The following is a 26259-nucleotide window of genomic DNA, read 5'->3' as shown; positions in this document are numbered from 1 at the left end:
GACCGGGTCGAGGGGGGTATGTGGATCTCATCGGTCGGCAGGGGCAGCTGGATCTGCTGGCCCGGCTGCTGGCCGAGTCGCCGCGCCGCGGCAGCGCCGTGCTGGTCCACGGGCCGGCCGGAATCGGGAAGACGGCTCTGCTCGCGCACGCCGCCGGCCTTGCCCGGGCGTCGGGGTACCGCGTCCTGCGGACCAGCGGCGTGGAGGCCGAGAGCGACATCCCCTACGCCGGTCTGCAACTGCTCCTGCAGCCGCTGGCGGCCGGAGCGGCGGATCTGACGGCGACGCACCGGCGGGCGTGGGATGCGGCCATGGGGCACGCCGAGGCCGAGGTCGCCGACGTCTTCCTGGTCGGCCTGGCGGCCCTCAACCTCATCTCGGACGCGGCGGCGAGCGCCCCGGTGCTGCTACTGGCGGACGATCTGCAGTGGCTCGACGATGCCACCGTCAGCATCCTGGCGTTCCTGGCGCGGCGGGTGCGCACCGAGGCGATGGTCATGGTGGGGGCCGCGCGCGAGGGCTACCGGTCACGGCTGAACCCCGACGAGTTGACCAGTGTGCCGCTCACCCCGCTGTCCGAGGCCCAGTCCACGGTCCTGCTCGCGGGCTGGGCCCCGGATCTGCCTGCCGCCGTGCGCGGGCGGCTGTTGGCCGCGGCGGCCGGCAACCCGTTGGCGTTGACCGAACTGCCGCGCACGCTCGGCGCCTCGGCCGATCCGCACCTCGCCGGGATCCCGCTCACCGAGCGGCTGGAGCGGGCCTTCACCGATCGCCTCGGCACCCTGCCCGAGGTCACCCGCAACCTGCTGCAGATCGCAGCCCTGGACGACAGCTCGTCGCTGCCCGAACTCTACGGTGCGACCCGCGCGTTCACGGGATCCGCCGTCGGGGTGGCGCAGCTGGACCCGGCCGTGGAGGCCCGGCTGGTCGAGGTCGACGGAACGGAACTGCGCTTCGGCCACCCGCTGATGCGCTCGGCGATCCAGCAGGAGATGGCTCCGCTCGCGCGACGTGCCGCCCACGCCGCGCTCGCCGGCGTGCTGGAGGACCAGCCGGACCGGCAGGTGCGACACCGCGCCGCCGCGACGGGGGAGCCCGACGAGTCGGTCGCCGCCGCCCTTCAGGACGCCGCGCGGCGGGCGGCCCGGCGGGGCGGCATCGCCGAGGCGGTCACCGCGCTGGAGCACGCCGCAGCGCTCAGCGAGGACGCCGGTTCGCGTGCCGAGCGGCTGCTGCTGGCTGCGGACTTCGCGGCTGAACTCGGCCGTCCGGAAACCGTGACCAGGCTGCTGGACCGGGCTCAGAGCGAGCGGCTGTCCAGACAGCAGCAGGCCAGGGCCACCTGGCTGCGCGGCGGCTTCGACGAGGGGCTGCACAGCCACCCCTCCGCCGCCCTGTCGCTGACCGCCCTGGCCGAGGAGATCGCGGTCGAGGACCGGGCGCTGGCGATCCGCATCCTGTGGAGCGCGGCCCAGCTGTGTTTCTGGTCCGAGCCGGGCCCCGAGGCCCGTGGCAGGGTCCTGGAGGCCGTCGAGCGCATGGTGGCGGAGGAACTCGACCCGTGGCGGCTGGCCATCTGCGCCTACGCCGCGCCGATCGAACGCGGAGCGTACGTCCTGGAGCGGGCGCGGGACGTGGTGCTGCCGGAAGGAGACGACGGCCGCGCCTACCGGATGCTCAGCACGGCGGCACTGCTGGCCGGTGGGTTCCCTCTCGCCCGGGCCTTCTCGGCCGCCGGCGGCGCGGGGCTGCGCGCCCAGGGACGCCTGGGGCTGCTGGCCCGCACGGTCGGGGCGGACGCCTGGAGCGCACTGGTCGTCGGGGACCTCGGCGCCGCGATCGCGGCGACCGAGGAGTCCCGGCGGCTCGCGCGCGAGACCAGCCAGACCATGATGTACGCCCTGATGACCGCGACCGCCGCCGAACTCGCCGCACTGCGTGGTGAGGAGGACGATGTCCGGGCGCTGGCCGAGGCCGCCGAGGAGATCGGGTTGCCGGTCGGCGCACGTCCGGTCCTGGCGACGGCGGCCATGGCGCGAGGCCTGGCCGCCCTGGGCCAGGGCCGGTTCGACGAGGCCTACGGCCACTTCCGGCGGCTGCACGATCCGGCCGATCCGGCGTTCCAGGTCGCCCTGCGGCTGACCGCCCTGGGCTACCTCGTCGATGCCGCGACGCACTGCGGGCGCAGGGAGGCGGTGATACCCGTCATCGCGGAACTCGAGGAGGTGGCCCAACGGACACCGGCGCCGGTACTGCACGCCGATCTGCGCCTGGCCCGGGCCATGGTGGCGCAGGACGCGGACGCCGAGCCGCTGTTCGCGGCGGCGCTCAACGCCGACCTGAGCGCTCTGCCGCTGGTCAGGGCGCGTACGCAGCTGGCGTTCGGGGAGTGGCTGCGGCGTCGGCGGCGCAGCGTGGAGTCCCGGGACCATCTGCGCGCCGCCCGTGACATGTTCGACGCGCTCGGCGCGATTCCCTGGGGCGAGCGGGCCCGCCGGGAACTGCGGGCGGCCGGCGAGACCAGCCGAAGCCGGGATCCCGACGCCCGCGACCGGTTGACGGCACATGAACTGCAGATCGTCCAGCTGGCCGCCGAAGGGCTGACCAACCGTGAGATCGGCCAGCGGCTGTACCTGTCCCATCGCACCGTCAGCTCGCACCTGCACCGGATCTTCCCCAAGCTGGGCGTCGTCTCCCGGGCCGAGCTGGGCAGGGTGGTCGGTGCTTTGCGTGCCTCCACCGTCATGTGACGCTCGATCGTGTCATCGGCGCTGACTAGCGTCTGTCTCCTCAGGCAGGAGTTCCGATGACAGGGGGTTCCCATGGCCGTGCGCGGGGCTCGTGCCGGAACGGTGCGGCCGCTGCTGGGCCGTTCCGCCGAGCGCGAGGCGATCGGACAGCTGCTGGAGGCGGTGCGGGACGGACGCAGCGGCGTCCTGGTGCTGGTGGGAGAGGCCGGCATCGGCAAGACGCGGCTCCTCGATCATGCGGCGGCCCAGGCGGTCGGGGTGCAGCTGACCAGGATCGCGGGTGTGGAGATCGAGCAGCCCCTGGGCTACAGCGCACTGCACCGGATCCTGCGGCCGCACCTGGCCCGCGTCCACCAGCTGCCCGCCGGACAGCGGGCCGCGTTGAACGCCGCGTTCGGCCTGGCGGACGCAGCCCCGGTGGACCGGCATCTGGTCGGTCTCGCCGCCTTGACCCTGCTGGCCGCCGTGGCATCGGAACTGCCGCTGCTGTGCCTGATCGACGACGTGCACTGGCTGGACCGGGAGTCGGCCGAGACGCTGGCCTTCGTCGCCCGGCGGCTCTACGCCGACTCGCTGGGCCTGATCTTCGCGGTCAGGGACGACTTCCAGGGCGATGGCCTGTTCGGTGCCGTACCCTCCCTGCGGGTCGAGGGGCTGCCCGCCGGCGACGCCAGGCAGTTGCTGTCCCTGGTTGCTCCCGGTCATCTGGACGCGGTGGTCGCCGACCGGGTCGTGGCCGGCACCGGGGGCAATCCGCTGGCGCTGATCGAACTGGGCGCGCACCTGGGCGTCGAACAGCTGGCCGGGGTAGTGCCGATGCCCGAACCGCTGCCGGTGGGCGCACTGCTGGTGGAGCACTTCCGACAGTCGGTGGCCGCGCTGGCCTCCGACACCCGGACCCTGCTGCTCCTCATAGCCGCAGCGCCGACCGACGACAGGGCGGTGATCTGGCGTGCGGCCGGTGTGCTGGGCCTGTCGGCCGCAGCCGCCGCCGCGGCCGTCCAGGCCGGGATCCTGCGGCAGGGGACCACGGTCGACTTCCGCCACCCCCTCATCCGGTCGTCGGTCTACGCGGCGGCCTCCGCGGAGGACCGTCGGCGGATCCACGCCGCGCTGGCCGCGGCCAGTGATCCCGACCGCGTTCCCGACCGGCGCGCCTGGCATCGTGCCGAGGCGGCCGCCGGCCCCGACGAGGAGGTGGCCGCGGACCTGGAGGCCGCCTCGGAACTGGCCCGGGCCAGGGGCGGGTACTCCGCCCAGGCACTGTTCCTGTCCAAGTCCGCTGCCCTGACCACCGAGCCGGCCAGGCGCGCCGAGCGGTACCTGGCCGCCGCCGAGGCCCATCTGACCTCGGGGGACCATGCGCCGGTTCTGCCCCTCCTCGACCTGGCCGCACCCGCGCTCCACCATCCCGCCACCCGGGCACGCGCGCTGCGGATCCGGGCGTCGGCAGAACTCTTCAACACCCGCAACGACCGTGTCCCCGCCATGATGCTCGGCGCCGTTGCCGAACTCGCGGACACGGACGGCCGAATGACCAGGGACCTTCTCTACGAGGCCATGCACGCCGCCGTCATCGCCCGGGACCCGATGTACCGCACCACCATGGCGGAGGTCGCCGGCGCCGTGCTCGCCGCCCCGCACGACCCGGATCCGCAGGAGTGGAGCCCGGACCAGCTGGTCCAGGGTCTGGCCCTGCGCGCGGCCCGCGGGTACGGGAGCAGCGTGACGACCATGCAGGCGGCCCTGGCGGGACTGCGCACTGCGGCCGAACTGCGCGACATGGCCACGCCCTTCAGCATCCTGGTGAGCATCGCCGCGATCGACGTGTGGGACATCGAGGCGTACGTCGAGGTCGTCGGCCGGCTGGCAGCCGTGGATCGCAGCCAGGGAGCGCTGTACGGTCTCAGCCTGGCCGTGTCGAACCTGGCGTCCACCGAGATCTGGAACGGACGGCTGGCCGCGGCCGACGCCCTGTACAGCGAGGCGGACGACTACGCCGAAGCCATCGGGCTGAAGACGCAGAAGGATCTCAACCGGGCCCTGCTGTACGCCTGGATGGGCCGGGACGAGGACGTGCGCACCACCGTGGCGATGATGGACGCCGTCGCCGACACCTACGGGTTGGGCCTGCTGCGACAGTTGGCGCTGCACGCACTGTGCATCCTCGACCTGGGCGCCAGGCGCTACCACCAGGCGCTGCGCCATGCGCTGCTCAGCTACCACGAGGACGCCCCGTCGCTGGGCAATCTGATGCTGCCGCTCCTGGTCGAGGCCGCGGTGCGCGCGGGGGACCGGCACTCGGCGACCCTCGCGCTGCAGCGACTCGAAGACCGTGCGCAGCTTGCCGGAACACCGTGGGCGCTGGGTCTGCTGGCCCGTTCCCGGGCGCTGATGGGCGAGGACGCCGATGCAGAGGAGCAGTACCAGGAGTCGATCGCGCTGTTGGGGAAGGTTCCCCTGGCCGCCGAACAGGCCCGCTCCCGCCTTCTGTTCGGCGAGTGGCTCCGGCGGCGCAAACGCCGGGCCGAGGCCAGGACGCAGCTGCGGGCCGCCTACGAGTCCTTCGACGCCTGGGGCGCGGCGCTGTTCGCCGAGCGCGCCCGCAGCGAACTGCTCGCCACGGGGGCCACGGGGGCCACGGCGCGCAGGAGCCGCACCGGAAGCGGGTTCGAACTGACCGCCCAGGAACGGCAGGTGGCGCTGCTGGCCGCCTCGGGGCTGACCAACGCCGAGGTCGCCTCCAGACTGTTCATCACCACCTCGACCGTGGAGTTCCACCTGAACAAGGTCTTCCGCAAGCTCGGCATCACCTCCCGCAGGAGGATCGCAGAGGCACTGGGCCGAACGGGGACCGCCGGTGATGCGGAACCGTCGTAGCGTCCTCCGGGATCACAGCACGTCCGTCATCCCGCCGTCGATCAGGAAGTCGGCGCCGGTGATGTTGCCCGAACGCCGGCCGGCCAGGAACACGACCAGGTCGGCGACTTCGGAGGGCAGGGTGAAACGTCCGGTGGCCGCCTGGGCCGCCGCGGTCTCGGCGACGGTGCCGGGATCCAGGCCGAGGCCGGCGCCGACAGTGGCGGCCACGCCGCCGGCGCCCTTCCACAGGGGCGTCTCCACCGGTCCGGGGCTGACGCAGTTGACGCGCACGCCCTGCGGCCCGACCTGCTTGGACAGCGCCTTGCAGAAGTTGGACAGGGCCGCCTTGGCTGCGCCGTAGTCGATGACCAGCGGGTCGGGAAGTCGGGCGTTGACCGAGGCGACGGTGACGATCCGGCCGTCTCCGGTGGCGATCAGGTGCGGCAGTGCGCTGCGGGTGGCGCGGACGGCCGCCATCAGGTTGATCGTGAAGGTCCAGTCCCAGTCCGCGTCGGTCGTGGCGAGCAGCCCTCCGACCCGTGGCTTTACCGCGCCGACGTTGTTCACCAGGACGTCGAGTCCGCCGTGCAGTTCGGCCGCGGCGGCGACGAGGGCTCCCGGGCCGTCGGGGGTGGCCAGGTCGACTTCCACGACGGTCAGTTCGGCGCCCTGCTTGACCAGGTCGTCGAGTTCCTGGGTGCGGTTCTTGGTCCCGGCGACGACGCGGGCCCCGGCCGCGAGCAGACCCTGGGTGATCGCCAGGCCGATGCCCCGGCCGGCGCCGGTGACCACGGCACGCTGACCGGCCAGACCCGTGCCCGCGGCGGAGGCGCTCATCGGGCGGTGTCCAGGTCCTGCCGCCGCAGCCAGGCCAGCGCCTGGTCGGCGACCTCGCGCCAACCGCCGTCGACGGTCAGCGAGTGCCCGCGGTCGGGGAAGGTCATGAACTCGGTGACGGCCTCGGAGCGCCGGTACTGCTTGAGGGTGGCGCGGGTGACCGTCTCCGGGACGGTGTGGTCCTTGCCGCCGGACATCAGCAGCAGCGGGCCGCGCCCCGAGTTCTCGGTCTCGACCTTCGCCGGCGAGTGCGGGTTGAAGTTCGCGGCGGCGGCCTCGAACAGCGGCTTGCCGGGCGCGGGGATGGTCCACTGCTCGAACAGCGCGTCGGACTCCTCCTGGGAGATCGCGTTGCCGAACGCGAAGCGGAACTGCTCGGCGGTCAGCGACACGGCGCGGTGCTTGTTCGCCGGGTTCTTGAACACCGGCAGCGTCGAGCGCAGCGCGGACAGGGGCAGCGGCAGGACCCCCTTGATCTGGGCCGCGTCGACGGCCACGGCGGCGAGGGCCAGGTCCTGTCCCAGGAGCTTCTGGGCGATCATGCCGCCGAAGGAGTGACCGACCAGGATCGGCAGGCTCTCCATCCCGCGGACGATGGCGGCGTAGTGCTCCACGACGTCGTCGATGCCGTGGTCGGCGATGCTCTCCGGGTTCTGCCGTGCCTCTTCGACGGTGTCGGGGTCCCCGGGCCAGCCCGGGGCGGACGGGGCGTAGCCCTCCTGCTGGAACAGGTCGATCCACGGCTGCCAGGAACTGCTGTGCAGCCACAGGCCGTGGATGAAGAGGACGGGGATCGGATCGGTCATGGTTCTTGGCCCTTCTCTGTTTCGCGAACGGTCGATGCACGGTGGGTGTGCCACCAGGACATCACCCGGCCCCGTTGTTCGAACCGGGGAAACACCCCAGTCCTGACCCGTGGTGACCCCATGTCATGGCTGGGGCCGACCTGCGGTCCCCTCGGGCGGCTCCGCCGGTGGAGTGACCTCGGGCAGCGTCGACCGAGTCACCCGCGCGCTTGCACAGGCATGACCTGAGTGTCCTGGTATGAACGCAAAACGCGAGCGCATCTGCGTCTACCCCCAGCGACACCAAACGACGGTCACAATCTCTAGGAGTGCATATGTCCGTAGGTGTCCTGCAGCGGCTGGGACAGTGGTGCGCGCGTCACTTCGTGGTGGTCATCGTCGTGTGGCTGATCGCCCTGGTCGGTGTGCACGCGCTGCAGAGCGCCTTCGGGGGGACCTACTCCGACGACTTCTCCCTGCCCGGAACCCAGTCCTACCAGGGGCTGGCCGTGCTCAGCGCGCACGCTCCCGGCTCGGGCGGCACCGGGGCGCAGATCGTGATGCACGACTCTAAAGGGCCGCTGACCGACGTCCAGAGCCAGGTGGACCAGGCGGTCACCTCGCTGCAGCACCTGCCCCATGTGCTGTCCGTGCAGAATCCGCTGCCGCCGGCACCCCCGGGAGCCGTGTCCAGCGACGGCCGGACCGGCTACATCACGGTACGGTTCGACGCCAACCCCACCTCCCTGGGCCAGGGCTACCTCTCCGGCGTCGACGCCGCCGTGGCGCCGATCCGGGCCGCCGGGGTCCAGGTCGAGTACGGCGGCCCGCTGGGCGAGCTCGCCAGGCCCAAGGCCGCCGACCTGACCAGCGAGGCCATCGGCTTCGCGGTCGCGGTGGTGGTGCTGCTGATCGGCTTCGGCAGCGTCATCGCCGCCGGACTGCCGCTGCTGACCGCGCTCATCAGCGTCGTGGTCGGGCTCGGCTGCCTCGGTCTGCTGGCTGCCGCCTTCACCTTCGCCAGCGTGTCGCCGACCCTGGCGACCATGATCGGCCTGGGGGTCGGCATCGACTACGCGCTGTTCCTGACCACCCGTCACCGCCAGCGTCTGATCGACGGGCAGGACCCGGTCGAGGCGGCCGGCCGGGCCGTGGCCACCAGCGGACGCGCGGTACTGGTCTCCGGCTGCACCGTCATCGTCGCCCTGGCCGGACTGTACGTCTCCCGGGTCGGCTTCATCGGGAAGCTGGGGGCGGCGGCCGGCGTCACCGTGATCACGGCGGTACTCGGAGCGGTCACCCTGGTGCCGGCCCTGCTGGGGCTGGTCGGGCGCCGTATCGACCGGCTCAGCGTGCGCACCCCGGTGGCCGAGGGGACCAACGGCGCCGGCACCGAGGCCCAGGGCGGCTGGCACCGCTACGCGCACCGGGTGCAGCGGCGTCCGTGGTGGTTCCTGCTGGCCGGCCTGGTGGTGGTGGGCGTGCTGGCGATCCCGCTGTTCTCCATCCGGTTGGGCCACATCGGCGACGGCGCCGACCCCACCAGCTTCACCGACCGCCGCGCCTACGACCTCATCAGCTCCGGCTTCGGGCCGGGCGCCAACGGTCCGCTGACCATCGTGGTGGACCAGAGCCAGGTCCCCGCCGCGGACCGGTCCACGCTGTCCGCCAACCTGACCAAGTCGCTCACCGGTGTCCCCGGCGCCGCGAGCATCAGCCCGCTGCAACCCACCAGCGACGGCCAGGCGCTCATCGCCACGGCACTGTCGAGCGCGGCCCCGCAGGACGCCGCCACCACCCGGCTCTACCGGCACCTCACCGACGTCTCCCTGCCGCAGGGCGTGGCCGGCACCGCGGCCAAGGCCTACCTGACCGGCACGACCGCGGCCCAACTGGACTTCCTGGAGATCATCGCGAGCAGACTGCCGCTCATCATCGCGGTCGTGGTCGCCCTGGCGTTCCTGATCATCCTGGCGGTCTTCCGGGGCCTGCTGGTCGCCGTCAAGGCCGCGGTGCTGAACCTGCTGTCGATCGCCGCCTCCTACGGAGTGGTGGTCGCGGTGTTCCAGTGGGGCTGGGGTGGTCCCGCGCTGGGAGTGTCCGGCACCGTACCGATCGAGAGCTATGTGCCGATGATGATGTTCGCCATCGTCTTCGGCCTGAGCATGGACTACGAGGTCTTCCTGCTCTCCCGGGTCCACGAGGCCTGGACGCGCACCAGCGACGCCCGGGCGAGCGTCGCCCACGGCCTGGAGATCACCGCACGCGTGATCACCTGCGCGGCGCTGATCATGGTGAGCGTCTTCGCCGCCTTCATCCTCAGCGACAACATCACCGTCAAGATGCTGGGCCTGGGCCTGGCCGTCAGCGTGCTGGTGGACGCCACCGTGGTGCGCCTGCTGCTCGTGCCCGCAGTCATGACGCTGCTCGGCCGCAGCGCGTGGTGGCTGCCGCGTCGGCTGGACCGGGTACTGCCCCACATCAACGCCGAGGGCGACTGAGTACCCCAGCGCGGTCCCGCCGCTGCTTCAGGCGAACGTCCTCAACGGTCGGTCTCCGGAGCGGAATCGGGTGCCGGCCGCTGTGACGCGTGTCTGCGTTCTGCGTGGCGCCAGTCGGTCGGTGTGCACTGGAAGGTCGCACGGAAGCGGCGGGTGAAGTGCGCGGGGTCGCTGAAGCCCCAGGCGCGGGCGATCGCCGCCACCGAGCGAGTCTCCCCGGGGGCGGCGAGATCCGAACAGGCACCCTTGAGCCGTTCGGCGATGATCCACTGTTCCAGGCTGAAGTTGCCTGCCGCGCAGAGCTTGTAGAGGTAGCGGACCGAGATGCTGTGGGCTGCGGCGATCGATGCGGGGGAGAGGTCGCCGTCCCTCAGATGCCGGCGGACGTAGGCGCGGACGCGGGTCAGCAGGGACTCGGCCAGAGCGGCACGCGCATGCCGGGAATCGCCGGCGGCCGAGGCCAGCAGCGCCCTGGCCAGCTCCAGCGTGGCAGCGCCCAGTGACGACTGGGCCAGGAGCCCGGTGACCGCCCCGGGGTCGCGGGTGAGGTGCCGGATGTGGTCGGTGAGCAGCGGGTACAACGGGCTGCGCTGCAGTTGTGGGCAGCCCCGGTGGACCATGTCGGCGGGCAGGTCCAGCATGTCGGCGCGGATCTGGACGCATCCGGCGGCGCCGGTGCCGCTCCAGGAGAAGTCGTAGGGCGCCGAGAGGTCGACAGCCAGCATCTCGCCGGGGGTGAAGCTCCTGCGTTGGTCCCACTGCTCCAACAGGCCCTGGCCGGCCCGTTGGACCGAGATGGCGATCACCGGCATGGGTTCGTGGCGGGCTTGCTTGGCGGTGCGCAGCAGCCGCAGACCGGAAGAGCGGTTGGTGAAGATCTCGACGTCGCCCACGGCCCACACTTCGATCCGGAAGTGCAGTGGGGCGTCGGGATTCTCGTGGATCACGTGGCAGGGGGCGGTGGCGGACATCATCGCGTCGTAGACGGCTTCGGCGCGGTCGGATGCCGGCAGGCCGGCGGTGTCGAAGATGACGGCCATGGAGGTTCACCTGGACATGGGGACGGATGCGGCGTGGCGCTGGAGCAGTATACGGGCTTCGCGCGGGTCATGATCATGGTTCAGAAGGTTCCCTCAGGACGTCACGGCCCATGAGATTGCTTGCCCGGTAAGGCTGTTGGAAGGAGCGCCATCCTGCCACCCGCATGCCCTCTTCGTCCGCGAATGCGCAGGTCGGCGCCGCGTCGTGCATGCAGGGGCAAGTCCTGGGCGCTCAGGTCCTGCAATGTGCCGATGGCGGCGGTCGTAGCGTTGCTGCCAGGGGGATCCGGGGCATCGCCGGAGCCGGAGCCGGAGCCGTCCACGGCTGTCGAGCCCGCGGGGAACTCGGACTGCCTGGGTTGGGGGGTGAAGATGGCCGTCCTGGTGGACACCACGGAACTGCCGCCGAGGCAGCGGCCGGACGCGGTGATCGACGCGGTCAGGAACACGGTCGCTCCCTCCGAGATCGCCTTCGCCTCGGGACCCGGGCCGCTGCGGTACCGGATCGAGTACTGGCAGTTGGGCCCGGCGATGCTGGTGCGAGCCGGCGGGGATCCGGTGCGGATGCGGCGCACCAGGGCCCAGGTACGTGACTGCGCACCCGAGCAGGCGACCTTCGGGTTCCACCCGGCCGGCACCGGCTACCAGGAGCAGAACGGCTGCCGGACCGACCAGGCGCAGGGGGATGTGAGCCTGCTGGACATGACCAGGCCGTTTGAGTTCGGCATGGGTGGCAACTGTGTCCACGGCTCGCTGGGGATCGGGTTCGACGCCCTCGCGCTGCCGGTCGACATGATCCGCCGGTCGACCTCAGGGCTGAGGGGCAGTCCGGTCTACGACCTGTTCAAGACCCACCTCCTCGGTCTCGTCCCCGCCGCACAGGCCCTGACCGACACCCGCGAGGCCGGCATGCTGGCCGCGGCCACGGTCGAACTGGCCCGTGCCCTCGTGGCGACATCAGGTGACCACAACCCGCGGCTCAACGCCCCGCTGCACGACGCGTTGCGGACCCGCATCATGGTCTACGCGCAGCAGCACCTGACCGACCGCGACCTGACCGCGGACCGGATCGCCGCCGCGCACAGCATCTCCCTGCGCCATCTCTACAACCTGTGGTCACGCGACAACACCCTCACCATCGCCGAATGGATCATCAGCGCCCGCCTCGAAGGGGCACGCCGGGAACTGCTGCATGCCGATGCCCAGATCGCCATGGTCGCCCGACGCTGGGGTTTCGTCGACGCCACGCACTTCAGCCGCCGGTTCCGGCTCGCCTACGGCATGTCGCCCCGTGAATGGCGCCACCTGAACCGGGAACGGCCGCCGACCGCACTCGCGGGCAGTACTGGGGGGCTCACCCGCCCGTGACCCGGCGTCAGCTGTCTTCGTCAGCGCCCAGTTGAAGGGAAGCGCACACTTCTGTGCTGAGCGTGCACGCCGGTGGCAGCCGATTCCGCGGCGTCCTAGCGTCAGAGCCGCTGCTCCACCTCACACCCCACAGGCCTGACGATTCGACAGCACCAGGAGACCGCGATGACCGATACAACGATCAGCCCGACCAGCCCCACCGTCGTCCTTGTCCACGGCGCCTTCGCCGACGCCGGCAGCTGGGCCTTCGTCACCGAGCGACTGATTTCGGCCGGCGTCCCCGTGGTCGCGGTCGTGAACCCCCTGCGCGGAATCAGCCACGACGCGGCCTACGTCGCGAGCCTGATCAACCAGATCCCCGGCCCGGTCCTTGCAGTCGGGCACTCCTACGGCGGCGCCATCATCACCAACGCCGTCCCGCACACCAGCAACGTCGTCGGCCTGGTCTACGTCGCCGCCTTCGCCCCGGACGAGGGCGAGGTCCTGGGCGACATCGTGGCCCGGTCCACCGACAGCGTGCTCACCACCGCACTCCAGGAGTACCAGTTCCCGACCGACAACGGATCCGACACCGCGACCGAGGTCCGGATCGACCCCGCGAAGTTCCGCGCGGTCTTCACCGCGGACCTGCCCCAGCTGCAGTCCGACGTCTACGCCCTCTCGCAGCGGCCGATCGCGGCCGGCGCGTTCGCCGAGAAGAGCGGCCCGGCTGCCTGGAAGGACCTGCCGGCCTGGGCGGCGGTCGGCACCGCCGACACCGCGGCGGGCAGTGACGTCGTACGCGAGATGGCCCAGCGCGCCGGGGCCGACATCACCGAGATCGAGGGGTCGCACGTCATCATGATCTCGCAGCCCGACGCAGTCACCCAGGTCATCCTGAAGGCCCTCAAGAGCGTCAGCTGACCCCAGCGCCCCGACCAAGGGGTCACCCCTCTCGCCAGCAGAGGACACCGTACTCAGGGCCCGCTCGGCCCTGAGTACGCAGTCGGAGGGCCTGATCGGCAGAAGGGAGATCACATAGCCGGCCACGGCAGACCTCGCAGACGCGAGTGGCGTCAGTGGTTCAGCGAGTCCGCTCCGCGGTATCCCTGCGGCACTCCGTTGACCAGGATGATGTCGCCGTCGATGTTGTCGGTGCGCAGCTTCGCGATCGCCCGGTAAGCCGGGGAGGAGTACCAGCTGCGGGCGTGGTCCCGGTCGGGGAACTCGAGGACGATCACGGCGGGCCCCCAACTGCCCTCGAGGACCTCGAAGTCGTCCCCGTGGGCGCGGAACCGCCCCTGGAACGGGTCGAGGGTCGCGTCGATGCGCTGCAGGTACTCGGCGATCTGCGGGCTGGGACGGACCGAGCGGACGTGCATGATGGCGTAGGCGGTCATGTGAACTCTCCCGACTGGTGGTTGAACTTGCTGACGGGACCAACCTAGGCAGCGTGGCCTGACGGGGAATCCGTCACGCATAGGTAGTTCGCTGCCCGGGTCCGCACACGGATTCAGCAAGGAGCACACGACCCCTCAGAACGCAGGAGCCGAGCCGTGAAGCGGCCCGGCTGTGAGGGCTGCTGCCTTGTCAACAAGTACAGAGCAGGCCGGCCCGGGCCGATCAGACAACGCCCGTCAGGCCCGGGGGCGGTCGGTCATGTTGCTGAGGCTGCCAGGAATCTCAGCACTGCGAGGACGCGGCGGTGGTCCGCGTCGGCGGTGGGGAGGTCGAGTTTGGCGAAGATGTTGTTGATGTGCTTGGCCACCGCGCTCTCGCTGACCACCAGAGCCTGCGCGATGCCGGCGTTGGAGCGGCCCTCGGCCATGGCGCCGAGGACGTCGCGTTCGCGCGGGGTGAGCCGTTCCAGCGGGTCCAGGTCGCGGCGTAGCAGGAGCTGTGAGACAACCTGCGGATCCAGTGCCGTGCCGCCCTCCGCCACCCGCCGCACCGCCGCCACGAACTCCGCGACGTCGGCGACGCGTTGCTTGAGCAGGTAGCCGACGCCGCCGGCGTCGGTGGAGAGCAGCTCGGCCGCGTACCGCTCCTCCACGTACTGCGACAGCAGCACCACCGCCGTCCCCGGCCAACGCCGACGGATCTCCACGGCGGCGCGCACCCCCTCGTCGGTGAAGCCCGGCGGCATCCGGACGTCGACCAAGGCGAGTTCGGGCCGATGCTCCGCCACCGCCGCCAACAGCGCCTCGCCGTCCCCGACCTCGGTGGTGACTTGGAACCCGCCCATCTCCAGCACCTTGACCAGGCCGACCCGCAGCAGCACCGAGTCCTCGGCGATCACCGCTCGCACGGCAACTCCGCCGCCACTGTGGTCGGTCCGCCGACGGGACTGCTGACCTTCAGGGTGCCGTCGATGGAGCCGACCCGCTTCGCCAGCCCGCTCAGTCCCGTGCCGGCGCGGGCGTCGGCCCCGCCCAGCCCGTCGTCGGTGATGTTCACCCGCAGCACCTTACCGACCCGCCGAACGGTCACCTCGGCACGCGTCGCGCGGGCGTGCTTGGTCACGTTGGTCAGCGCCTCGGAGACCACGAAGTACGCGACCGACTCCACCACGGGCGCCGCCCGCTGCCCCAGGTCGACCCGCAGGCGTACCGGTAGGGGCGCCCGGGCGGCCAGGCCGGACAGCGCCGCGTCCAGGCCGCGGTCCTCGAGCACGGCCGGATGCAGGCCCCTTACCAGGTCGTTGAGTTCCTCGATCGCCTGCTTGGCCTCCCGGTGCGCCCCGGCGAGCGCCTCGCGGGCTCCGGCCGGCAGATCGGGCTGGGTGGCCATCGCCAGGCCCAGGTTGACCGCCAGCGAGACCAACCGCTGCTGGGTGCCGTCGTGCAGATCGCGCTCAATGCGGCGGCGCTCGGCGTCGACCGCTTCGATCAGACCGGTCCGGCTCTGGTCCAACTCGTCGACCCGCTCGCGGAGTTGCTGGGTCGGGCTGGGCCCGAGCAGAGCCGTCGCCACACGCGACTCGGCGCGGGCCACCACCCCCGCCGCCCACGGCACGGCACAGAGCAGGACGAGTCCGCCCAGCGTGTAGCACGGCAGTTGCGTGGCGCCGAACCACCCCTCGCGCACGTCCACCGGCAGCCCCCACGCCCAGGCGGAGCAGGTGGCGCCCGCCAGGCCCACCGGCAGCGCCATGAGCACCAGCAGTTCCGGCACTGCCAGGACCGGGCCCAGCAGGAGGTGGTAGCCGAGCTGCCCCCAGGTGCGCGGCGCGCGTAGCCAACGGGCGGCCGCCGCCCACGACCACCGCTGCTCCGGCGCGGGCGTCGGCCGGGGCAGGAACACGCCGAGCAGCGCCCGGTGCCGGGCCCGCTGAACCGCCGTCAGCACCGGCACACCGAGCAGGATCAGGGCGACCGAGACGGGCAGCGTGAGCGGCCAGTTCCCGGTCTCAGCAGTGATCGTCAGGCCCCAGCTCCACACCGGTACCAGGCCCAGGTGCGGCAGCACACCGGCAGCCAGGAAGCCGGCGTCCCGCCGCGCCCGCAGGACCGAGCGCCGCAGCCCGGGAGGAATCATCACAGCTCGAACCTAGAACACCACACCCCGTGCGTGCCATGCGCCCAGGACCCGGTCCGATGGTGAAACCAGTACCACCAAGGAGCTGACTCACCGAGCGACAGCCGGGCCGCCCGCCAGAGCCGTCGCCGCCCGACAGGTCGCTATGCACGTCGTGCAGACCGCCGAGCGCACAAAATGAGTGGGGGACTTCTGAGGTATGTGGGACCGTGTGGCCGGGATCGGGGCGCGCATCGGCACCTGTCGTGTGAGAGCGGGGAGGCACAGTGACCAAGCTCATCAGCCTGGCCGACGACGATCCCAGCTGTGACTGGTTCGCAACGTCCGGTCTCTTCGATTGGACCGTGGGCTTCCTGCGTTCGAGGGTGACCGATCCTGCTGTCAGTGAGCAGATGCGCCGCGACGCGGCCTCCGGATACCTGTTCGTGGCAAGCCTTCCCCCCTCGTCGAGGGCGGAAGTGATGAGGGCGCTCCGGAACGAGCTGACCTTGGCCGTCGACACCAATCTCTATCCCATGCCGCACCGTCGTAACGACGGCCAATTCGCCGATCGGGTCAAGCAACTGGCCACAATAGCCATCCGGCTCGCCGAGCAGGAGTCCGCAGGAGTCCGAGCGGCGGAGCCTGCCCCCAAGCGGTAGCAGGACTCCCTCAGCGGCTTGGCTGGCCAGTTCCGGCCTGACATTACTCAGGTACACCACCATGACCGATCCGCACGACGCCTTCGACCTCGACGCCTTCGACGAGGACTTCGGCCTGTCCGGGCTCACCAAGGAGGGCGTTGAAGGCGTACTTCATGCCCATCAGCGAGGTCCGGTACCAGCGCTTCCTGACGCTCGGCGAACGGTTCGGCTACCACGAGCTGGTTGTCGACGACGGGAACCTGAACACCTGGTCGGACCTGGTGGACTGAGCCGGGCATGGGGTCCCCTCAGGGCTGCAGACCGCCGTCGACGGCCAGGATGTGGCCGGTGATGAAGGAGGCGTCGTCGCCGGCCAGGAAGGCCACGGCCCCGGCGACGTCCTCGGCGGTGCCCAGCCTTCCCAGCGGGGTGCGGGCCGCGGTCTGGTCCAGGACGGCGCGGGGATACGGGGCCAGCATGTCGGTCTCGATCGTTCCGGGCGCGACGGCGTTGACCCTGATGCCCTGCGGGCCCAGTTCCTGGGCGGCGCTGAGGGTCAATGCCGCGATGGCTCCCTTGGCGGCGGCGTAGGAAGCCATGCCCGGTACGCCCAGGGCGGCCACCAGCGACGTGAGCAGCACGATCGAGCCGCGTCCGCGCGGAGCCATGATCCGCGCCGCGCCCTGGAGCACCGCGAAGGTCCCGAGCACGTTGACCTCGACGACGCTCCGCACCTCGGGGGCCGGAATGGAGCCGAGAGCGCCGACGCCCATCACTCCGGCGTTGGCGACCAGGATGTCCAGTTCGGGGTGCTCCTCGGCGATCCGTGCCATCAGCGCCTCGATGCCGGCCGGGTCGGTCATCTCCAGCGACAGCCCGATGGCCGTGGTGCCGTGCCGCGCCTGTACCTCCTCCGCGGCGGCCTTGGCGTGCTGCTCCGAGCGTCCGGTCAACAGCACCGTCGCACCTGCCTGCGCGAGCCGGTGCGCGGTGGCCCGGCCGATGCCCCGGGTTCCGCCGGTGACCAGAGCGGTACGCCCCTGAAGGTGGAGTGAGGTCATGGAGGCACTGCCTTCCGGAGACGGTCGCGATGGTGCCTCAGATGGTCGCGTGGCGCCCGCGTTCCGTCCAGGCGCATGAGCCCGCGCTCGGGGTACCGGCGGTTCAGCGGTCATGCGCCCCGGCCACTCGCTGCCGGATCAAGCCCACCGCAAGCCACACTCGTTCGGAACCGTGCCGCGTCGTCGGCGTGATGTGGGCCGTCGAGACTTGGCTCATGTCACGGGGGACAGGACGGCGTGGTGCGGCCGCTGTGCTGGTCGCACTGATGGTGCTGACCGCGCTCACGGGGTGCGGCTACTGGCGACCCTTCAACGACGCGGCGGTGGGCAGGACACAGGACGGCGTGGTGGTCGTCCAGTTCGGTGGCGCCGGAACCGGCTACCTGGGACGGATGTTCACCACCACGGACGGTGTGACCTGGCGCATGCTGCCAGCCGCACCGGTCGCTTCCCCGGCCGCGGTGCCGGGGCTGCACCTGCAGACCGAGGCGTGCGTGCCGGGGAAGCCGGATCACTGCTACCGGGTGGCCGTGGGGCATGCCCGGGTCCAGGAGAGCACCGACGGCGGCCTGCACTGGTCGACGGTCTGGGAACTGACGGCCGGTCGCAGCTTGTACCTGCGCCGCAGCGGCGGCTACGCCGCGGACAGCACCGGGGCTGCGTTGCGACTGGAGTCGACCTCGGTCGTGGTCCTGCCGCTCACCGCGGGCTACACGGTGATCGTCGCGGACCAGAACGACGGCCTGGTCGTACGCCGCCCGGACGGGCGCTGGGCACGGGTCGGCCTGGCCGCCGAACCGGGCGACCCCACGGTCGCGGTACCTGACACCGGACTGGGCCAAGGCATCGTCAAGGAGTACCTGCTGGCTCTGAGTATCGCCGGGCTGGCCCTCCTGCTGGCCATCGGCGCGGTCCGGCTGGCCCATCAGGTCGGCTGTGCCCGACGTGCGGTGCTGCGTGAGGAGGGCATCCGGATTCTGCTCGGCCTTGGGTGGACGGTCGGCCTCGACTTCGTCGGCGGCTTCTACGGGGAGCCAGGAACGGGAACCGTGGCCGTCCTGTCGCTGGTGACGTGCTGCGTTCTGGCGGCCCTCGTTCTGGTGCGCAGGACATGGCCGGCCAACCGGCGAGAGACGGCGGCACTGTTGGGCGCCGCATCGGGCACCGGCCTGCTGACCCTGCTCCCGTTCCTCGGGTGGACCGTGGGCTACCCCGACAGCTACCTACGGGCCTGCGCGCTGGCCCTGACGCTGGCCGGGTGCGGTCTGGCCGGAAGCTGGCTGCTGGGGTTTCGCAGGCACGCGAGTGCGGAACCGCATCGAAGCAGACTGGTACCCGCGGACGAACGAGCCGGCTGACTGCGCGTGGACGTTCACACGGGGCCCTCGCCACGCCCTGCGGGTTAGGGTCCGGCTGTAGTCCGCGTCCTCCAGACGCGCGCCGGCGGTGAACAGGACAGTCCCCGGCCCGGGGCTCCTGACACCCCACGGCCGAAGGACCGCTCTGCTGGTCCACAGGGAAGCCTCCAGGGAGAGAGCGGGGGAGCGGCTACAGCGAAACCGTGGATCAGCCCGTGCTGCGGGAACAGGAGCACAGCGACGGCCAATGCGGCACACGAATTCGCGCGACAGGACGGCGGGTTTCCTGGACCATGACGGTCGAGCCGGAGGGGGACTGCACGACATGGTGGACAGGACGGGGTTCCGGTGACGGGAAGGCCGTTGGACGGGCTGGATTCTGTGGCGTGGCACGAACTGGAGACGGCACATCCGCGCGAAACGGCCGACGCGGTGCCGCGGGCGCTTCGGCTGCTCGCACTGGCGGGTACGGCGGCAACGGAGGAGCACTGCTATCCGCTTCATTCCTCCCTGGTCCCGAGGAACGAGGAGCGGCCGCCGTCCGCGGCGGCAGCTGCCCTGCCGTTCGTGGTCGCCCTCGCTGCCGACCCGGCCATGGGCGCCCGGGTCGCCCTGGTCGAGTTGCTGGTGGCGATGCGGGCACCGGCTTTGGCTGACGAGGACTGGACGCGAGCGTGGGCGCTGCTGGCGGATCCGGACCCAGCGGTGCGGCGCGCGGCGCTACCTCTGGGCGCCGGGATCGTCCGGCTGCTGGAGCGGTGGCGGGTGGAGACCGACCCGACGGTCCGTCTCCCGCTGCTGCTTGCCCTTGGCGGGACGGAATGGGGTGGCGGCGTCGCCGTCCACCAGGCGAGGGCGGCGCTGGCACAGGTGCTGGGCGGGGACGATCCGGTGTGGTGGGTCGCGGGCGTGCACGCCTCCGCGGCCGTCGACCGGGATCTGCCGGTCCGTCAGCTGGACCGGCTGATCGAGGTGTTCACCGATCGCGCGCTGCGACCGCGCTTCGAAGAGGTCTGGTACACCCCTGCCGTCGAGGGTCCCTGGACCCGCGAGGACCTGGTCTGGTGCACCGCCCGACTGCTCGCTCACGATCCCGACGCTGAACTGTCCTTCGCTGTCCGGTTGTTGGAGACGGGGGGCCGGCTGGGGGACGTCGAGCTGTGCCAGGCGGCACTGGATCTCGGATGGCGGCTGTTGACCGAGCGGCGTTCGGCGGAGGCTGCCCTGCTGCCGCTGGCCGGCGGCCTGCTGAACTGTGCGGACGGCGCGGTCCGGCTGCGGGCCGCGAACATTCTGGCGGTACTGGGCCCGGCGGCCACCCCGTACGCCGACCGGCTCGCCGAACTGCTCGACGACGACGGGGCCGACGAGTACCTCGACGGAACGGTTAGCGAATTCGCCCGCTGGGCCCTGACCCGGATAGGTGACCCGCGCGCCCTGCCTGGTCTGATGGAGCAACTCCGTGCGCAAGGGGAGGAGCAATTCCGCAGCTACGCCACTGGTGAACCGAGACGGCCGGAGATCGCCGACGTACTGATCCCACTCCGCGAGCACGTGGACGTTCTGCTGCCTGCGCTGCGGGAAATGATGCGGCAGGACTGGCCTCGAGGCGGCCTGCCCTCCTGCTCCCTCGCAGCCCTGGAGGCGTGGGGCCAGGCGGCGTTGCCGGCCTTGCCCGAACTGCTGCCCTTGCTGGCCGACACCCGGACCTCGCTCAGAGTGGCCGGGATCTTGGGAGCGATGGGCCCGGCGGCTGCCTCAGCTGCACCGGCCCTGCGCACCCTGCAGGGTCCTGGACCATCCGGCCAATCACAGGTCGATTGCCACGGCTGCCGCGCGCATCAGCGGGGATCGTGCGGCGGCACTACGGTTTTTCGGAGACGCGGTTTTGGCGGCCGAGGAGCCCGAGTACGGGCCGATCGGCGCTCTGGCCGACTTCGGCCGCGACGCGGCACCTTACGCGGACAGGGTCCGGCTCGCCATGGAGCACGGTCCGCGATGGCTCCGGCTCACTGCCGCGATCACCCTGTGGTCGATCACGGGCCGGACCGAACCGAGCCTGCAGGTTCTGGAAGAGTTCGTGCTGCCGATTGCGGACGGTGGTGGCGCCTTCGGGTTCATCCGCGACGCGCTCCGGGCCCTGATCCGCATGGGCGAGCTCAGCCCGGCGATCCGGGCCGCGCTGATGACGGCTCAGCAGACCGACCGTCGTCTGACCATCAATCGGGTATCCCCCTTGGACGGTGGATACCCGATGGTTCTCCAGGATCAGGAACTGCGCGGCCTGGTCGAACAGGCCCTTGCGTGCACAACCCCGCGCTCGGGCGAGACAGGCTGAAGCCTCCGGAAAGTCCGGAGAGCGGGCCGGTGGCGCCGCCGCCACGGTCATTCCTCTTGTCGCCAGGCCGCCATGAGGCGCTTCCAGGCGCGAAGCAATTCCCCGGCCTGGTCAATGAGCAGTTTCCCGGCGGTCAGCGCTGCGGCCAGAATCCCGGCGATGCCGAGCACCCACAACGTCACCTGATCAAGCATCTACGCGCTCCCTGCCCATGCGGCAGGCTGAGGGCGGGCAGGCCTCAGCCTGGCACCGTGGTAACGGACCACGCTGCCTGCTGAGGTCCTGCTCGACGCTCAGGACACTCTGAATTGCGATTCCACAAGCGAACTCTGGAGGAGGAACCGCCGGTTACGAACCGGCTGGCCGGGGGGATACTTCGCGCGTCGTCCGAAACACCATCCTGGCCACGGATACCCGCCACGGGCACCCGTCGTACTCCTTGAACCCAGAATAGAAGAACACAGGAGCCAGCCGCAGAGGTTCATGGAACCTGGCCTTGACCACGCCTCGACCACCTGCACGGGTACTCGAGCGAATGAGGTCCGGCCCTATCCCGACCGAACAGTGCACTGCGACGGGTTGCTAAGCGGTGAGGACGATCTTTTTGTGCGCTGTGCCCGCTTCGAGGAGGGCGTGCGCCTGCGCGGCGCCCCGCAGGGGAAGCAGTCGCTGGGCATGCAGGCGCAGTTGCCCGGAAGCGAGAAGCGACGGCTTGCCGCGCGAGCTGGTCGGGCCGCTCAGCCAGGCCCTGGAGAGCGTCTACGCGAACACAATCGCCCAGGGCACGCTGCCGCCGCCGGTGGACTGGCGCCCGCCCGGGGGCGAGTGACCGGTGGCGGGCGCCGGGCGCGAGTCGGCGACTGCCCCCGCTGCGCGCGGAGCGGGGGCGCGCATCGGCCCGGTTGGGTTCAGCCGCGGCCGGTTTGGCCGTAGGCACGGTCTACATGGAGCTTGAGGACCAGGCGGCGGTCGGCGACCATGGCGCGGCGGTAGTCCTCCCAGTCGGGGTGGTCCTCGCCGCGTACGGAGCGGTAGAGGTCGATCAGTTCCTCGACGGTGGCGTCATCGGGGTCGGCGGCGACCGGGGTCAACTCGGCGGTGCCCTCGGCGACGGTCCAGGACCAGCGGTCAGAGCTGGTGACGTGGTAGCTGGCGCGCGGGTCGCGGCGCAGGTTGCGGGTCTTGGCGCGGTCGTCGGTCAGCGAGACCCGGATCAGGCGCTGTTGCGGGTCGTAGTGGTGGGTGACGTTCGAAAGCTGGGGCCGCCCGTCGCGCTTGAGGGTCACCAGTACGCCGCCGTCGGTGTCGGCGAGGAGTTGGAGCAGGGCGTTCTCGGTCTTGTCTGCGTCATCGGTCATGGTGGGAGCAACCGCCGCCGGTTCGGAGGGATTCCTCATCCGGCGGCGGAAGGACATCAGCTCCAGTCGTTCCTGACCACGACTCAGCCGGCCTCGGGCACCGGTTGCGAGGCAGGCGTCGGTGCGATGGCGCCGGTGCGGCGGCGGGAGAGGTTGCCGGAGACGCGGTAGCCGCCGACCATCAGGGCGATCACGGCGAGGGTCTCGGTGGTGCCCCAGGCCCAGGTGGAGGCGGTTGCCTGCTTGGCGGCCAGCTTGGGCAGTGGCCGGGTGTCGCCGGCTGCGGCGCCAGCGCCGCCAGTGGTGGCGTGCTTGGCCAGGTCGGCCTGGTAGGCCTGGTTGCGGGCGGAACCGTGCAGGAAGGGGGCGACGAACAGGACCGCCAGTGCCAGCAGCACCTCGACGCCGACCACCACGGGGAAGGTGCGCAGCAGCACGGTGGTGAGCGGGCGCTGGTCGCCGGCGGCGCGCAGGGCCTCGATCCGGGGGTGCAGCCAGAACTGGTTGAACATGCCGAGCAGCAGCAGCCCGCCGAAGATCAGGATCTTCACGCCGAGCACCCGGCCGTACATGGTGGTGAGCAGCTGGGTGGGGCCGTCCACGTGCTCCCAGTACAGGAACAGGCCGGACAGGGCGATGGCGGCGACGCAGCCCATGGCCCAGGCGGAGAAGCGCCGCAGGGTCGCGGACCAGAAGGCGGTGCGCTGCGCGGCTGCGAGCGGGCCGGGGAGTGCGCCGGGCAGTGCGACCAGCAGCAGGCCTGCCAGTCCGCCGAGCCAGACGCCGCCGCCGATCAGGTGCAGCATCCACATCAGCGTCTCGAAGGCGGTGCGGCCCCAGTCGTCGGGCGTCTTGTCGGGGAACTTGGTGGTGCCGAGCGCGACCGTACCCGCCGTCAGGCCGGCGCCGAGCAGCCATCGGCGTCCGCGGCCTGCGGCGATCCGGCGGACCGTCAGCGGAGCCAGCAGCACGGCTCCCAGCAGGGAGAAGGTGACCTCCAGGCCGGACAGCCGGCCGTCGTTGCTGCCGTCGTAGAGGGAGTTCCAGGCGGCCGCGTAGTCGTAGCCCCCGCTCTCGGCCGCGCCGTGGGCGAGGTCGGTGAGCACGGCCGGGACGGCGAGCAGGCCGATGACCACCGCGGCCCGGGCGAGCCGTACGGTCAGGTTCGGAACCGCGTCGGGCGCGGTTCGGGCGGCTGCGGGGCCGACGGCCAGCAGGGCCAGGGCGGTCAGCCCGACGAAGCCCATCAGGGTGACCCAGGTGGTCCATGCGACAGCGCTGTCCGCGAACGGGCCGAGCGGTGTCGAGGGCGCAGCTGCCGCGAACTGCGGCAGGGCAGGGGGAACCAGGGACAGGGGCATGGGTGGCCGACCTCGCTAGTGCAGGGGAGCAAGTGAGCTTAGGTTAGCCATACCTAAGTACGCGGCGCCAGTGCACCCCCTGTCCGGTGTCTGTCCGATTGGTGTGGATGGTCGGCGCCGTCCAGGCGCGCCCGGATGCAGGCGCGCCGGCGGCGCGCTACTCGGGAGTGCTCGTCAGTTTCTGGTAGGCCCTGATCGGCTCCTCGTCCTGCCTGTCGCAGATCGCGCCGATGTAGCCGTCGGGGCGGACCATGATGCGGCCCGACGTCAGGCCGAAGCGCGATGCCGCACGGCGGTCCGGGTCGGCGACTACGGTGTCGAAGCCGGCGACCGCGGCATCGTTGTCCGCCAGCAGGACCTGCCGGACGCCGGGGAGTTCTGTGGCGGCCGCGAGCGGGCCGAGGGTGACCAGGACGTGTCCGGTCTCGGCGGACAGCACTCTGCGCAGGTCTGTGCCGGACACGTCGGGCAGGTGGTCCCCGCTGCGGACCCTCGCGTGCGCCACTGACCCCACGACGGCCGGGCTGCCGTGGTAGGTCAGCGTGGTCTCCTCGGCCTCGTCGGCGAGGGCCTGGCGGGCCGGGCCGATGCCCGTGGCCGTGTGCAGCACGGCATTGCGCAGCTTCTGGGCGACGGGGTTCGCCAGCGTGCTCAGGTGCGTGAGCCTGGTGCTGAACTCGATGACGCGTGCCGCGACCGGGTGGCGTTCGGCGTGGTAGCTGTCGAGCAGGGTCTCGGATGCGGTGCCCCGGTGGGCGGCTGCGAGTTTCCAGCCGAGGTTGAAGGCGTCCTGGACACCGGTGTTCATGCCCTGTCCGCCGGCGGGGCTGTGGATGTGGGCCGCGTCGCCGGCCAGGAAGACCCGCCCGTACCGGTACTGAGGGACCTGGGCATGGTGGACCTCGAAGCAGGTCAGCCACAGCGAGTCGTGGATCCGGAGCCGTCCGGGGGCCCGTTCGTCGGCGATGCGCTGCAGCCACGCCTGGCTGGCCTCGTCCGTGGAGGCGGTGGGGATCTGGGCGATCAGCCGCATCCGGTCGCCCTTCATCGGAAAGACCATCAGCGGGCCGTCGTGCGCGGAGAAGAAGGTGTACATCGAGCGCGGATCGAAGTCGTGATCGGCGTGCACGTCGCCCATCAGGAACCGCTCGCCGTGGAACGAGCCCTCCAGCGCGGATCCGACCTGGTGGCGCACCGCGCTGCGGGCGCCGTCGGCGCCGACCAGCCAGGAGGCCCCGACGCTCTGCTCGCCGCCGTCCGGGCCGCGCAGGGTCGCACGTACCGTGTCGGCGTCCTGCTCCAGGCCGACCAGGGCGAGGTCCCGTTCCACCTGGACCCCGTGCCTGGCCAGGTTCTCGGTCAGGATGCGCTCCGTCTCGGTCTGCGCGGTCAGGACCGAGTAGGGGTGGGGGCTGTCGACGATGTCCAGGTCGACATGGGTCAGGACGCGTCCCGACGCATGGATCTCGATTCCGGTGGCCTTGATCCCGGACGCGACGACGTCGTCGAGCAGGCCGATGCGTTCGAGCATTTCCAGGCTGCGGGCGTGGACAACGATGGCACGCGACTCGGTGGTGGGCGCCGGGAGCGCATCGACGACGCGGACCGGTACGTCGCGCCGCGCCAGCTCGCCCGCCACCGCGAGACCGACAGGGCCTGCGCCGACGACGAGAATTGGGTCACTCATACCTGGGTCCCCCCGACTGGGGCAGCGGGCGCTGCCGGTGGGCCCGGACAAGGGATGTGATCACCTCGACCGGGGCGTGGGAGAGGCTAGTGGGAATCACCCCCGATCTGCCACACGGCGGGTCCAGGACCAGGCCCAGCACGACAAGGCACGTCCCGCGCCCGCGCCCGGGGGCGGGCGACCGGGACGCTGCTGAGCCAATGGCATATGCCGAGAAGGCGTTGATCCTTCGGGCGAACCGGTAGCGGGGCGGGCCGGGGCAGGTCAGACTGAACGCGGGGGTGCATACCGGGCAATCCGGTACCAGTGGCGTGCCCCCGAAGAGGGGGATCACCGTGGCAGCACCCGTACCACCCACCGAGTTGACGATCCGGGCCTTCGAACTCGCCGGCGACGACGTCCGGGACTGCAGCTGGGCCTGGGAAGACCGCAACAGCGCGACGAAGAAGTCGCTCAGAGCAGAGTTCAGGGACGGGACGGTCCTGATCATCAACGTCCACCCAGCGGTCAACCGCCACCCCTGGACGTTCGGCGGTGCGTACATCCGCGATGTCCAAGGCAGCGAGGTGAACATCGACGCGAATACGTCGGTCGACGCCCGCACGGAGATCGGGGCATACATCAACAAGGAGTTCGGCGACGAGATCAACGAAGCCGTAGCCAACGTCAACGCGAACAGCCGGGCGTCGCAGTCGGCCAACTGGCGTGAGAAGCCCGGCAGCACCGGACAGAAGCCGAAGAGCTGATGCCACGGTCGCGCATCCCGGGAGGGCGCCCATGGGGATGCGCGACCGTCGCGCTCGTGTACGGGCCC

General features: G+C 71.2%; 21 protein-coding genes. 9 read left to right on the top strand and 12 right to left on the bottom strand.

The window, feature by feature from the left end:
• Positions 1 to 20 precede the first annotated feature (20 nt).
• The gene (locus IF29_RS0129860) at positions 21 to 2750 is read left to right on the top strand and encodes an ATP-binding protein (protein WP_030261378.1); all 2730 of its coding nucleotides are present in this window, start codon (positions 21 to 23) and stop codon (positions 2748 to 2750) included.
• 72 nt (positions 2751 to 2822) lie between these two features.
• A complete protein-coding gene (locus IF29_RS0129855; RefSeq protein WP_051726197.1) occupies positions 2823 to 5630 on the top strand; it encodes a helix-turn-helix transcriptional regulator in 2808 nt (935 codons plus the stop codon).
• A 12-nt stretch (positions 5631 to 5642) separates the two neighbouring features.
• On the opposite strand, the gene IF29_RS0129850 is transcribed toward IF29_RS0129855, so the two are convergent.
• Complete coding sequence (locus IF29_RS0129850) at positions 5643 to 6449, bottom strand: SDR family NAD(P)-dependent oxidoreductase (RefSeq protein WP_030261374.1); 807 nt, start codon at positions 6447 to 6449, stop codon at positions 5643 to 5645.
• Positions 6446 to 7255 carry an alpha/beta hydrolase gene (locus tag IF29_RS0129845; protein WP_030261372.1) on the bottom strand — a complete coding sequence of 270 codons (810 nt, stop codon included), beginning with the start codon at positions 7253 to 7255 and terminating at the stop codon, positions 6446 to 6448. Before IF29_RS0129845 ends, IF29_RS0129850 begins: the two co-directional genes overlap by 4 nt.
• 314 nt (positions 7256 to 7569) lie before the next feature.
• On the opposite strand from IF29_RS0129845, the gene IF29_RS0129840 reads away from it, so the two are divergent.
• Positions 7570 to 9735, top strand: coding sequence for an MMPL family transporter (locus tag IF29_RS0129840; protein ID WP_030261370.1), 2166 nt, complete (start codon positions 7570 to 7572; stop codon positions 9733 to 9735).
• Positions 9736 to 9776: 41 nt separating this feature from the next.
• On the opposite strand, the gene IF29_RS0129835 is transcribed toward IF29_RS0129840, so the two are convergent.
• Complete coding sequence (locus IF29_RS0129835) at positions 9777 to 10775, bottom strand: helix-turn-helix domain-containing protein (RefSeq protein WP_030261368.1); 999 nt, start codon at positions 10773 to 10775, stop codon at positions 9777 to 9779.
• A gap of 372 nt (positions 10776 to 11147) precedes the next feature.
• Here IF29_RS0129835 and IF29_RS43965 point away from each other — a divergent pair, with 372 nt between their 5' ends.
• Positions 11148 to 12143, top strand: a complete 996-nt coding sequence (locus IF29_RS43965) for an AraC family transcriptional regulator (RefSeq protein WP_198037588.1) — start codon at positions 11148 to 11150, stop codon at positions 12141 to 12143.
• Between the two features lie 165 nt (positions 12144 to 12308).
• Complete coding sequence (locus IF29_RS0129825; protein WP_030261365.1) at positions 12309 to 13046, top strand: alpha/beta fold hydrolase; 738 nt, start codon at positions 12309 to 12311, stop codon at positions 13044 to 13046.
• 152 nt (positions 13047 to 13198) lie between these two features.
• On the opposite strand, the gene IF29_RS0129820 is transcribed toward IF29_RS0129825, so the two are convergent.
• The 3 genes from IF29_RS0129820 to IF29_RS0129810 all read right to left on the bottom strand — a co-directional run bounded on the left by IF29_RS0129820 (position 13199) and on the right by IF29_RS0129810 (position 15659).
• Entirely contained in the window at positions 13199 to 13522 is a 324-nt protein-coding gene (locus tag IF29_RS0129820) for a DUF1330 domain-containing protein (protein WP_030261363.1), read from the bottom strand.
• 257 nt (positions 13523 to 13779) lie between these two features.
• Positions 13780 to 14430: a response regulator gene (locus tag IF29_RS0129815; protein WP_030261361.1), complete on the bottom strand. Its 651-nt coding sequence runs from the start codon at positions 14428 to 14430 to the stop codon at positions 13780 to 13782.
• On the bottom strand, positions 14418 to 15659 hold the full coding sequence (locus tag IF29_RS0129810) for a sensor histidine kinase (protein ID WP_332262566.1): 1242 nt from the start codon (positions 15657 to 15659) through the stop codon (positions 14418 to 14420). The genes IF29_RS0129815 and IF29_RS0129810 overlap by 13 nt, the downstream gene beginning before the upstream one ends.
• Before the next feature lie 266 nt (positions 15660 to 15925).
• On the opposite strand from IF29_RS0129810, the gene IF29_RS0129805 reads away from it, so the two are divergent.
• Positions 15926 to 16300, top strand: a complete 375-nt coding sequence (locus IF29_RS0129805) for a hypothetical protein (protein WP_051726195.1) — start codon at positions 15926 to 15928, stop codon at positions 16298 to 16300.
• 290 nt (positions 16301 to 16590) lie between these two features.
• Here the strand turns inward: IF29_RS0129805 and IF29_RS0129795 are convergent, their stop codons facing one another.
• A complete protein-coding gene (locus tag IF29_RS0129795; RefSeq protein WP_030261357.1) occupies positions 16591 to 17343 on the bottom strand; it encodes an SDR family NAD(P)-dependent oxidoreductase in 753 nt (250 codons plus the stop codon).
• 215 nt (positions 17344 to 17558) lie between these two features.
• Between IF29_RS0129795 and IF29_RS0129790 the strand changes: the two genes are divergently transcribed.
• Positions 17559 to 18701, top strand: a complete 1143-nt coding sequence (locus IF29_RS0129790; protein WP_157623991.1) for a hypothetical protein — start codon at positions 17559 to 17561, stop codon at positions 18699 to 18701.
• A 720-nt stretch (positions 18702 to 19421) separates the two neighbouring features.
• Here IF29_RS0129790 and IF29_RS0129785 read toward each other — a convergent pair.
• Complete coding sequence (locus IF29_RS0129785) at positions 19422 to 20255, bottom strand: hypothetical protein (protein ID WP_030261354.1); 834 nt, start codon at positions 20253 to 20255, stop codon at positions 19422 to 19424.
• Between the two features lie 334 nt (positions 20256 to 20589).
• Between IF29_RS0129785 and IF29_RS0129780 the strand changes: the two genes are divergently transcribed.
• On the top strand, positions 20590 to 21039 hold the full coding sequence (locus IF29_RS0129780) for a hypothetical protein (RefSeq protein WP_030261352.1): 450 nt from the start codon (positions 20590 to 20592) through the stop codon (positions 21037 to 21039).
• 47 nt (positions 21040 to 21086) lie between these two features.
• Here the strand turns inward: IF29_RS0129780 and IF29_RS46340 are convergent, their stop codons facing one another.
• The 4 genes from IF29_RS46340 to IF29_RS42470 form a co-directional block, all read right to left on the bottom strand.
• Positions 21087 to 21233 carry a hypothetical protein gene (locus IF29_RS46340; RefSeq protein WP_157623990.1) on the bottom strand — a complete coding sequence of 49 codons (147 nt, stop codon included), beginning with the start codon at positions 21231 to 21233 and terminating at the stop codon, positions 21087 to 21089.
• 714 nt (positions 21234 to 21947) lie between these two features.
• A complete protein-coding gene (locus tag IF29_RS0129765) occupies positions 21948 to 22397 on the bottom strand; it encodes a PPOX class F420-dependent oxidoreductase (protein ID WP_030261350.1) in 450 nt (149 codons plus the stop codon).
• An 83-nt stretch (positions 22398 to 22480) separates the two neighbouring features.
• Positions 22481 to 23758 (bottom strand): CopD family protein, encoded by a 1278-nt coding sequence (locus IF29_RS0129760; RefSeq protein WP_030261348.1) that lies wholly within the window; start codon positions 23756 to 23758, stop codon positions 22481 to 22483.
• Between the two features lie 157 nt (positions 23759 to 23915).
• On the bottom strand, positions 23916 to 25445 hold the full coding sequence (locus IF29_RS42470; protein WP_037597140.1) for an FAD-dependent monooxygenase: 1530 nt from the start codon (positions 25443 to 25445) through the stop codon (positions 23916 to 23918).
• Positions 25446 to 25756: 311 nt separating this feature from the next.
• On the opposite strand from IF29_RS42470, the gene IF29_RS0129750 reads away from it, so the two are divergent.
• Positions 25757 to 26191: a hypothetical protein gene (locus IF29_RS0129750; RefSeq protein WP_157623989.1), complete on the top strand. Its 435-nt coding sequence runs from the start codon at positions 25757 to 25759 to the stop codon at positions 26189 to 26191.
• Positions 26192 to 26259: the final 68 nt, after the last annotated feature.

The organism is Streptacidiphilus jeojiense (assembly GCF_000719095.1).
In the GTDB taxonomy this organism is placed as follows: domain Bacteria; phylum Actinomycetota; class Actinomycetes; order Streptomycetales; family Streptomycetaceae; genus Streptacidiphilus; species Streptacidiphilus jeojiensis.
The sequence above is the reverse complement of the archived record's forward strand: the minus strand, read 5'-3'. Positions and strand labels throughout refer to the sequence as shown.

Excerpts from the sequence above, each read along its gene's own strand:
- IF29_RS0129855 (WP_051726197.1), top strand. The coding sequence starts at position 2,823 with ATGGCCGTGCGCGGGGCTCGTGCCGGAACGGTGCGGCCGCTGCTGGGC.
- IF29_RS0129810 (WP_332262566.1), bottom strand. The coding sequence starts at position 15,659 with ATGATTCCTCCCGGGCTGCGGCGCTCGGTCCTGCGGGCGCGGCGGGAC.
- IF29_RS0129760 (WP_030261348.1), bottom strand. The coding sequence starts at position 23,758 with ATGCCCCTGTCCCTGGTTCCCCCTGCCCTGCCGCAGTTCGCGGCAGCT.
- IF29_RS0129845 (WP_030261372.1), bottom strand. The coding sequence starts at position 7,255 with ATGACCGATCCGATCCCCGTCCTCTTCATCCACGGCCTGTGGCTGCAC.
- IF29_RS46340 (WP_157623990.1), bottom strand. The coding sequence starts at position 21,233 with ATGCTTGATCAGGTGACGTTGTGGGTGCTCGGCATCGCCGGGATTCTG.
- IF29_RS0129850 (WP_030261374.1), bottom strand. The coding sequence starts at position 6,449 with ATGAGCGCCTCCGCCGCGGGCACGGGTCTGGCCGGTCAGCGTGCCGTG.
- IF29_RS0129765 (WP_030261350.1), bottom strand. The coding sequence starts at position 22,397 with ATGACCGATGACGCAGACAAGACCGAGAACGCCCTGCTCCAACTCCTC.
- IF29_RS0129840 (WP_030261370.1), top strand. The coding sequence starts at position 7,570 with ATGTCCGTAGGTGTCCTGCAGCGGCTGGGACAGTGGTGCGCGCGTCAC.
- IF29_RS43965 (WP_198037588.1), top strand. The coding sequence starts at position 11,148 with ATGGCCGTCCTGGTGGACACCACGGAACTGCCGCCGAGGCAGCGGCCG.
- IF29_RS42470 (WP_037597140.1), bottom strand. The coding sequence starts at position 25,445 with ATGAGTGACCCAATTCTCGTCGTCGGCGCAGGCCCTGTCGGTCTCGCG.
- IF29_RS0129795 (WP_030261357.1), bottom strand. The coding sequence starts at position 17,343 with ATGACCTCACTCCACCTTCAGGGGCGTACCGCTCTGGTCACCGGCGGA.
- IF29_RS0129835 (WP_030261368.1), bottom strand. The coding sequence starts at position 10,775 with ATGGCCGTCATCTTCGACACCGCCGGCCTGCCGGCATCCGACCGCGCC.
- IF29_RS0129820 (WP_030261363.1), bottom strand. The coding sequence starts at position 13,522 with ATGACCGCCTACGCCATCATGCACGTCCGCTCGGTCCGTCCCAGCCCG.
- IF29_RS0129825 (WP_030261365.1), top strand. The coding sequence starts at position 12,309 with ATGACCGATACAACGATCAGCCCGACCAGCCCCACCGTCGTCCTTGTC.
- IF29_RS0129790 (WP_157623991.1), top strand. The coding sequence starts at position 17,559 with ATGTCACGGGGGACAGGACGGCGTGGTGCGGCCGCTGTGCTGGTCGCA.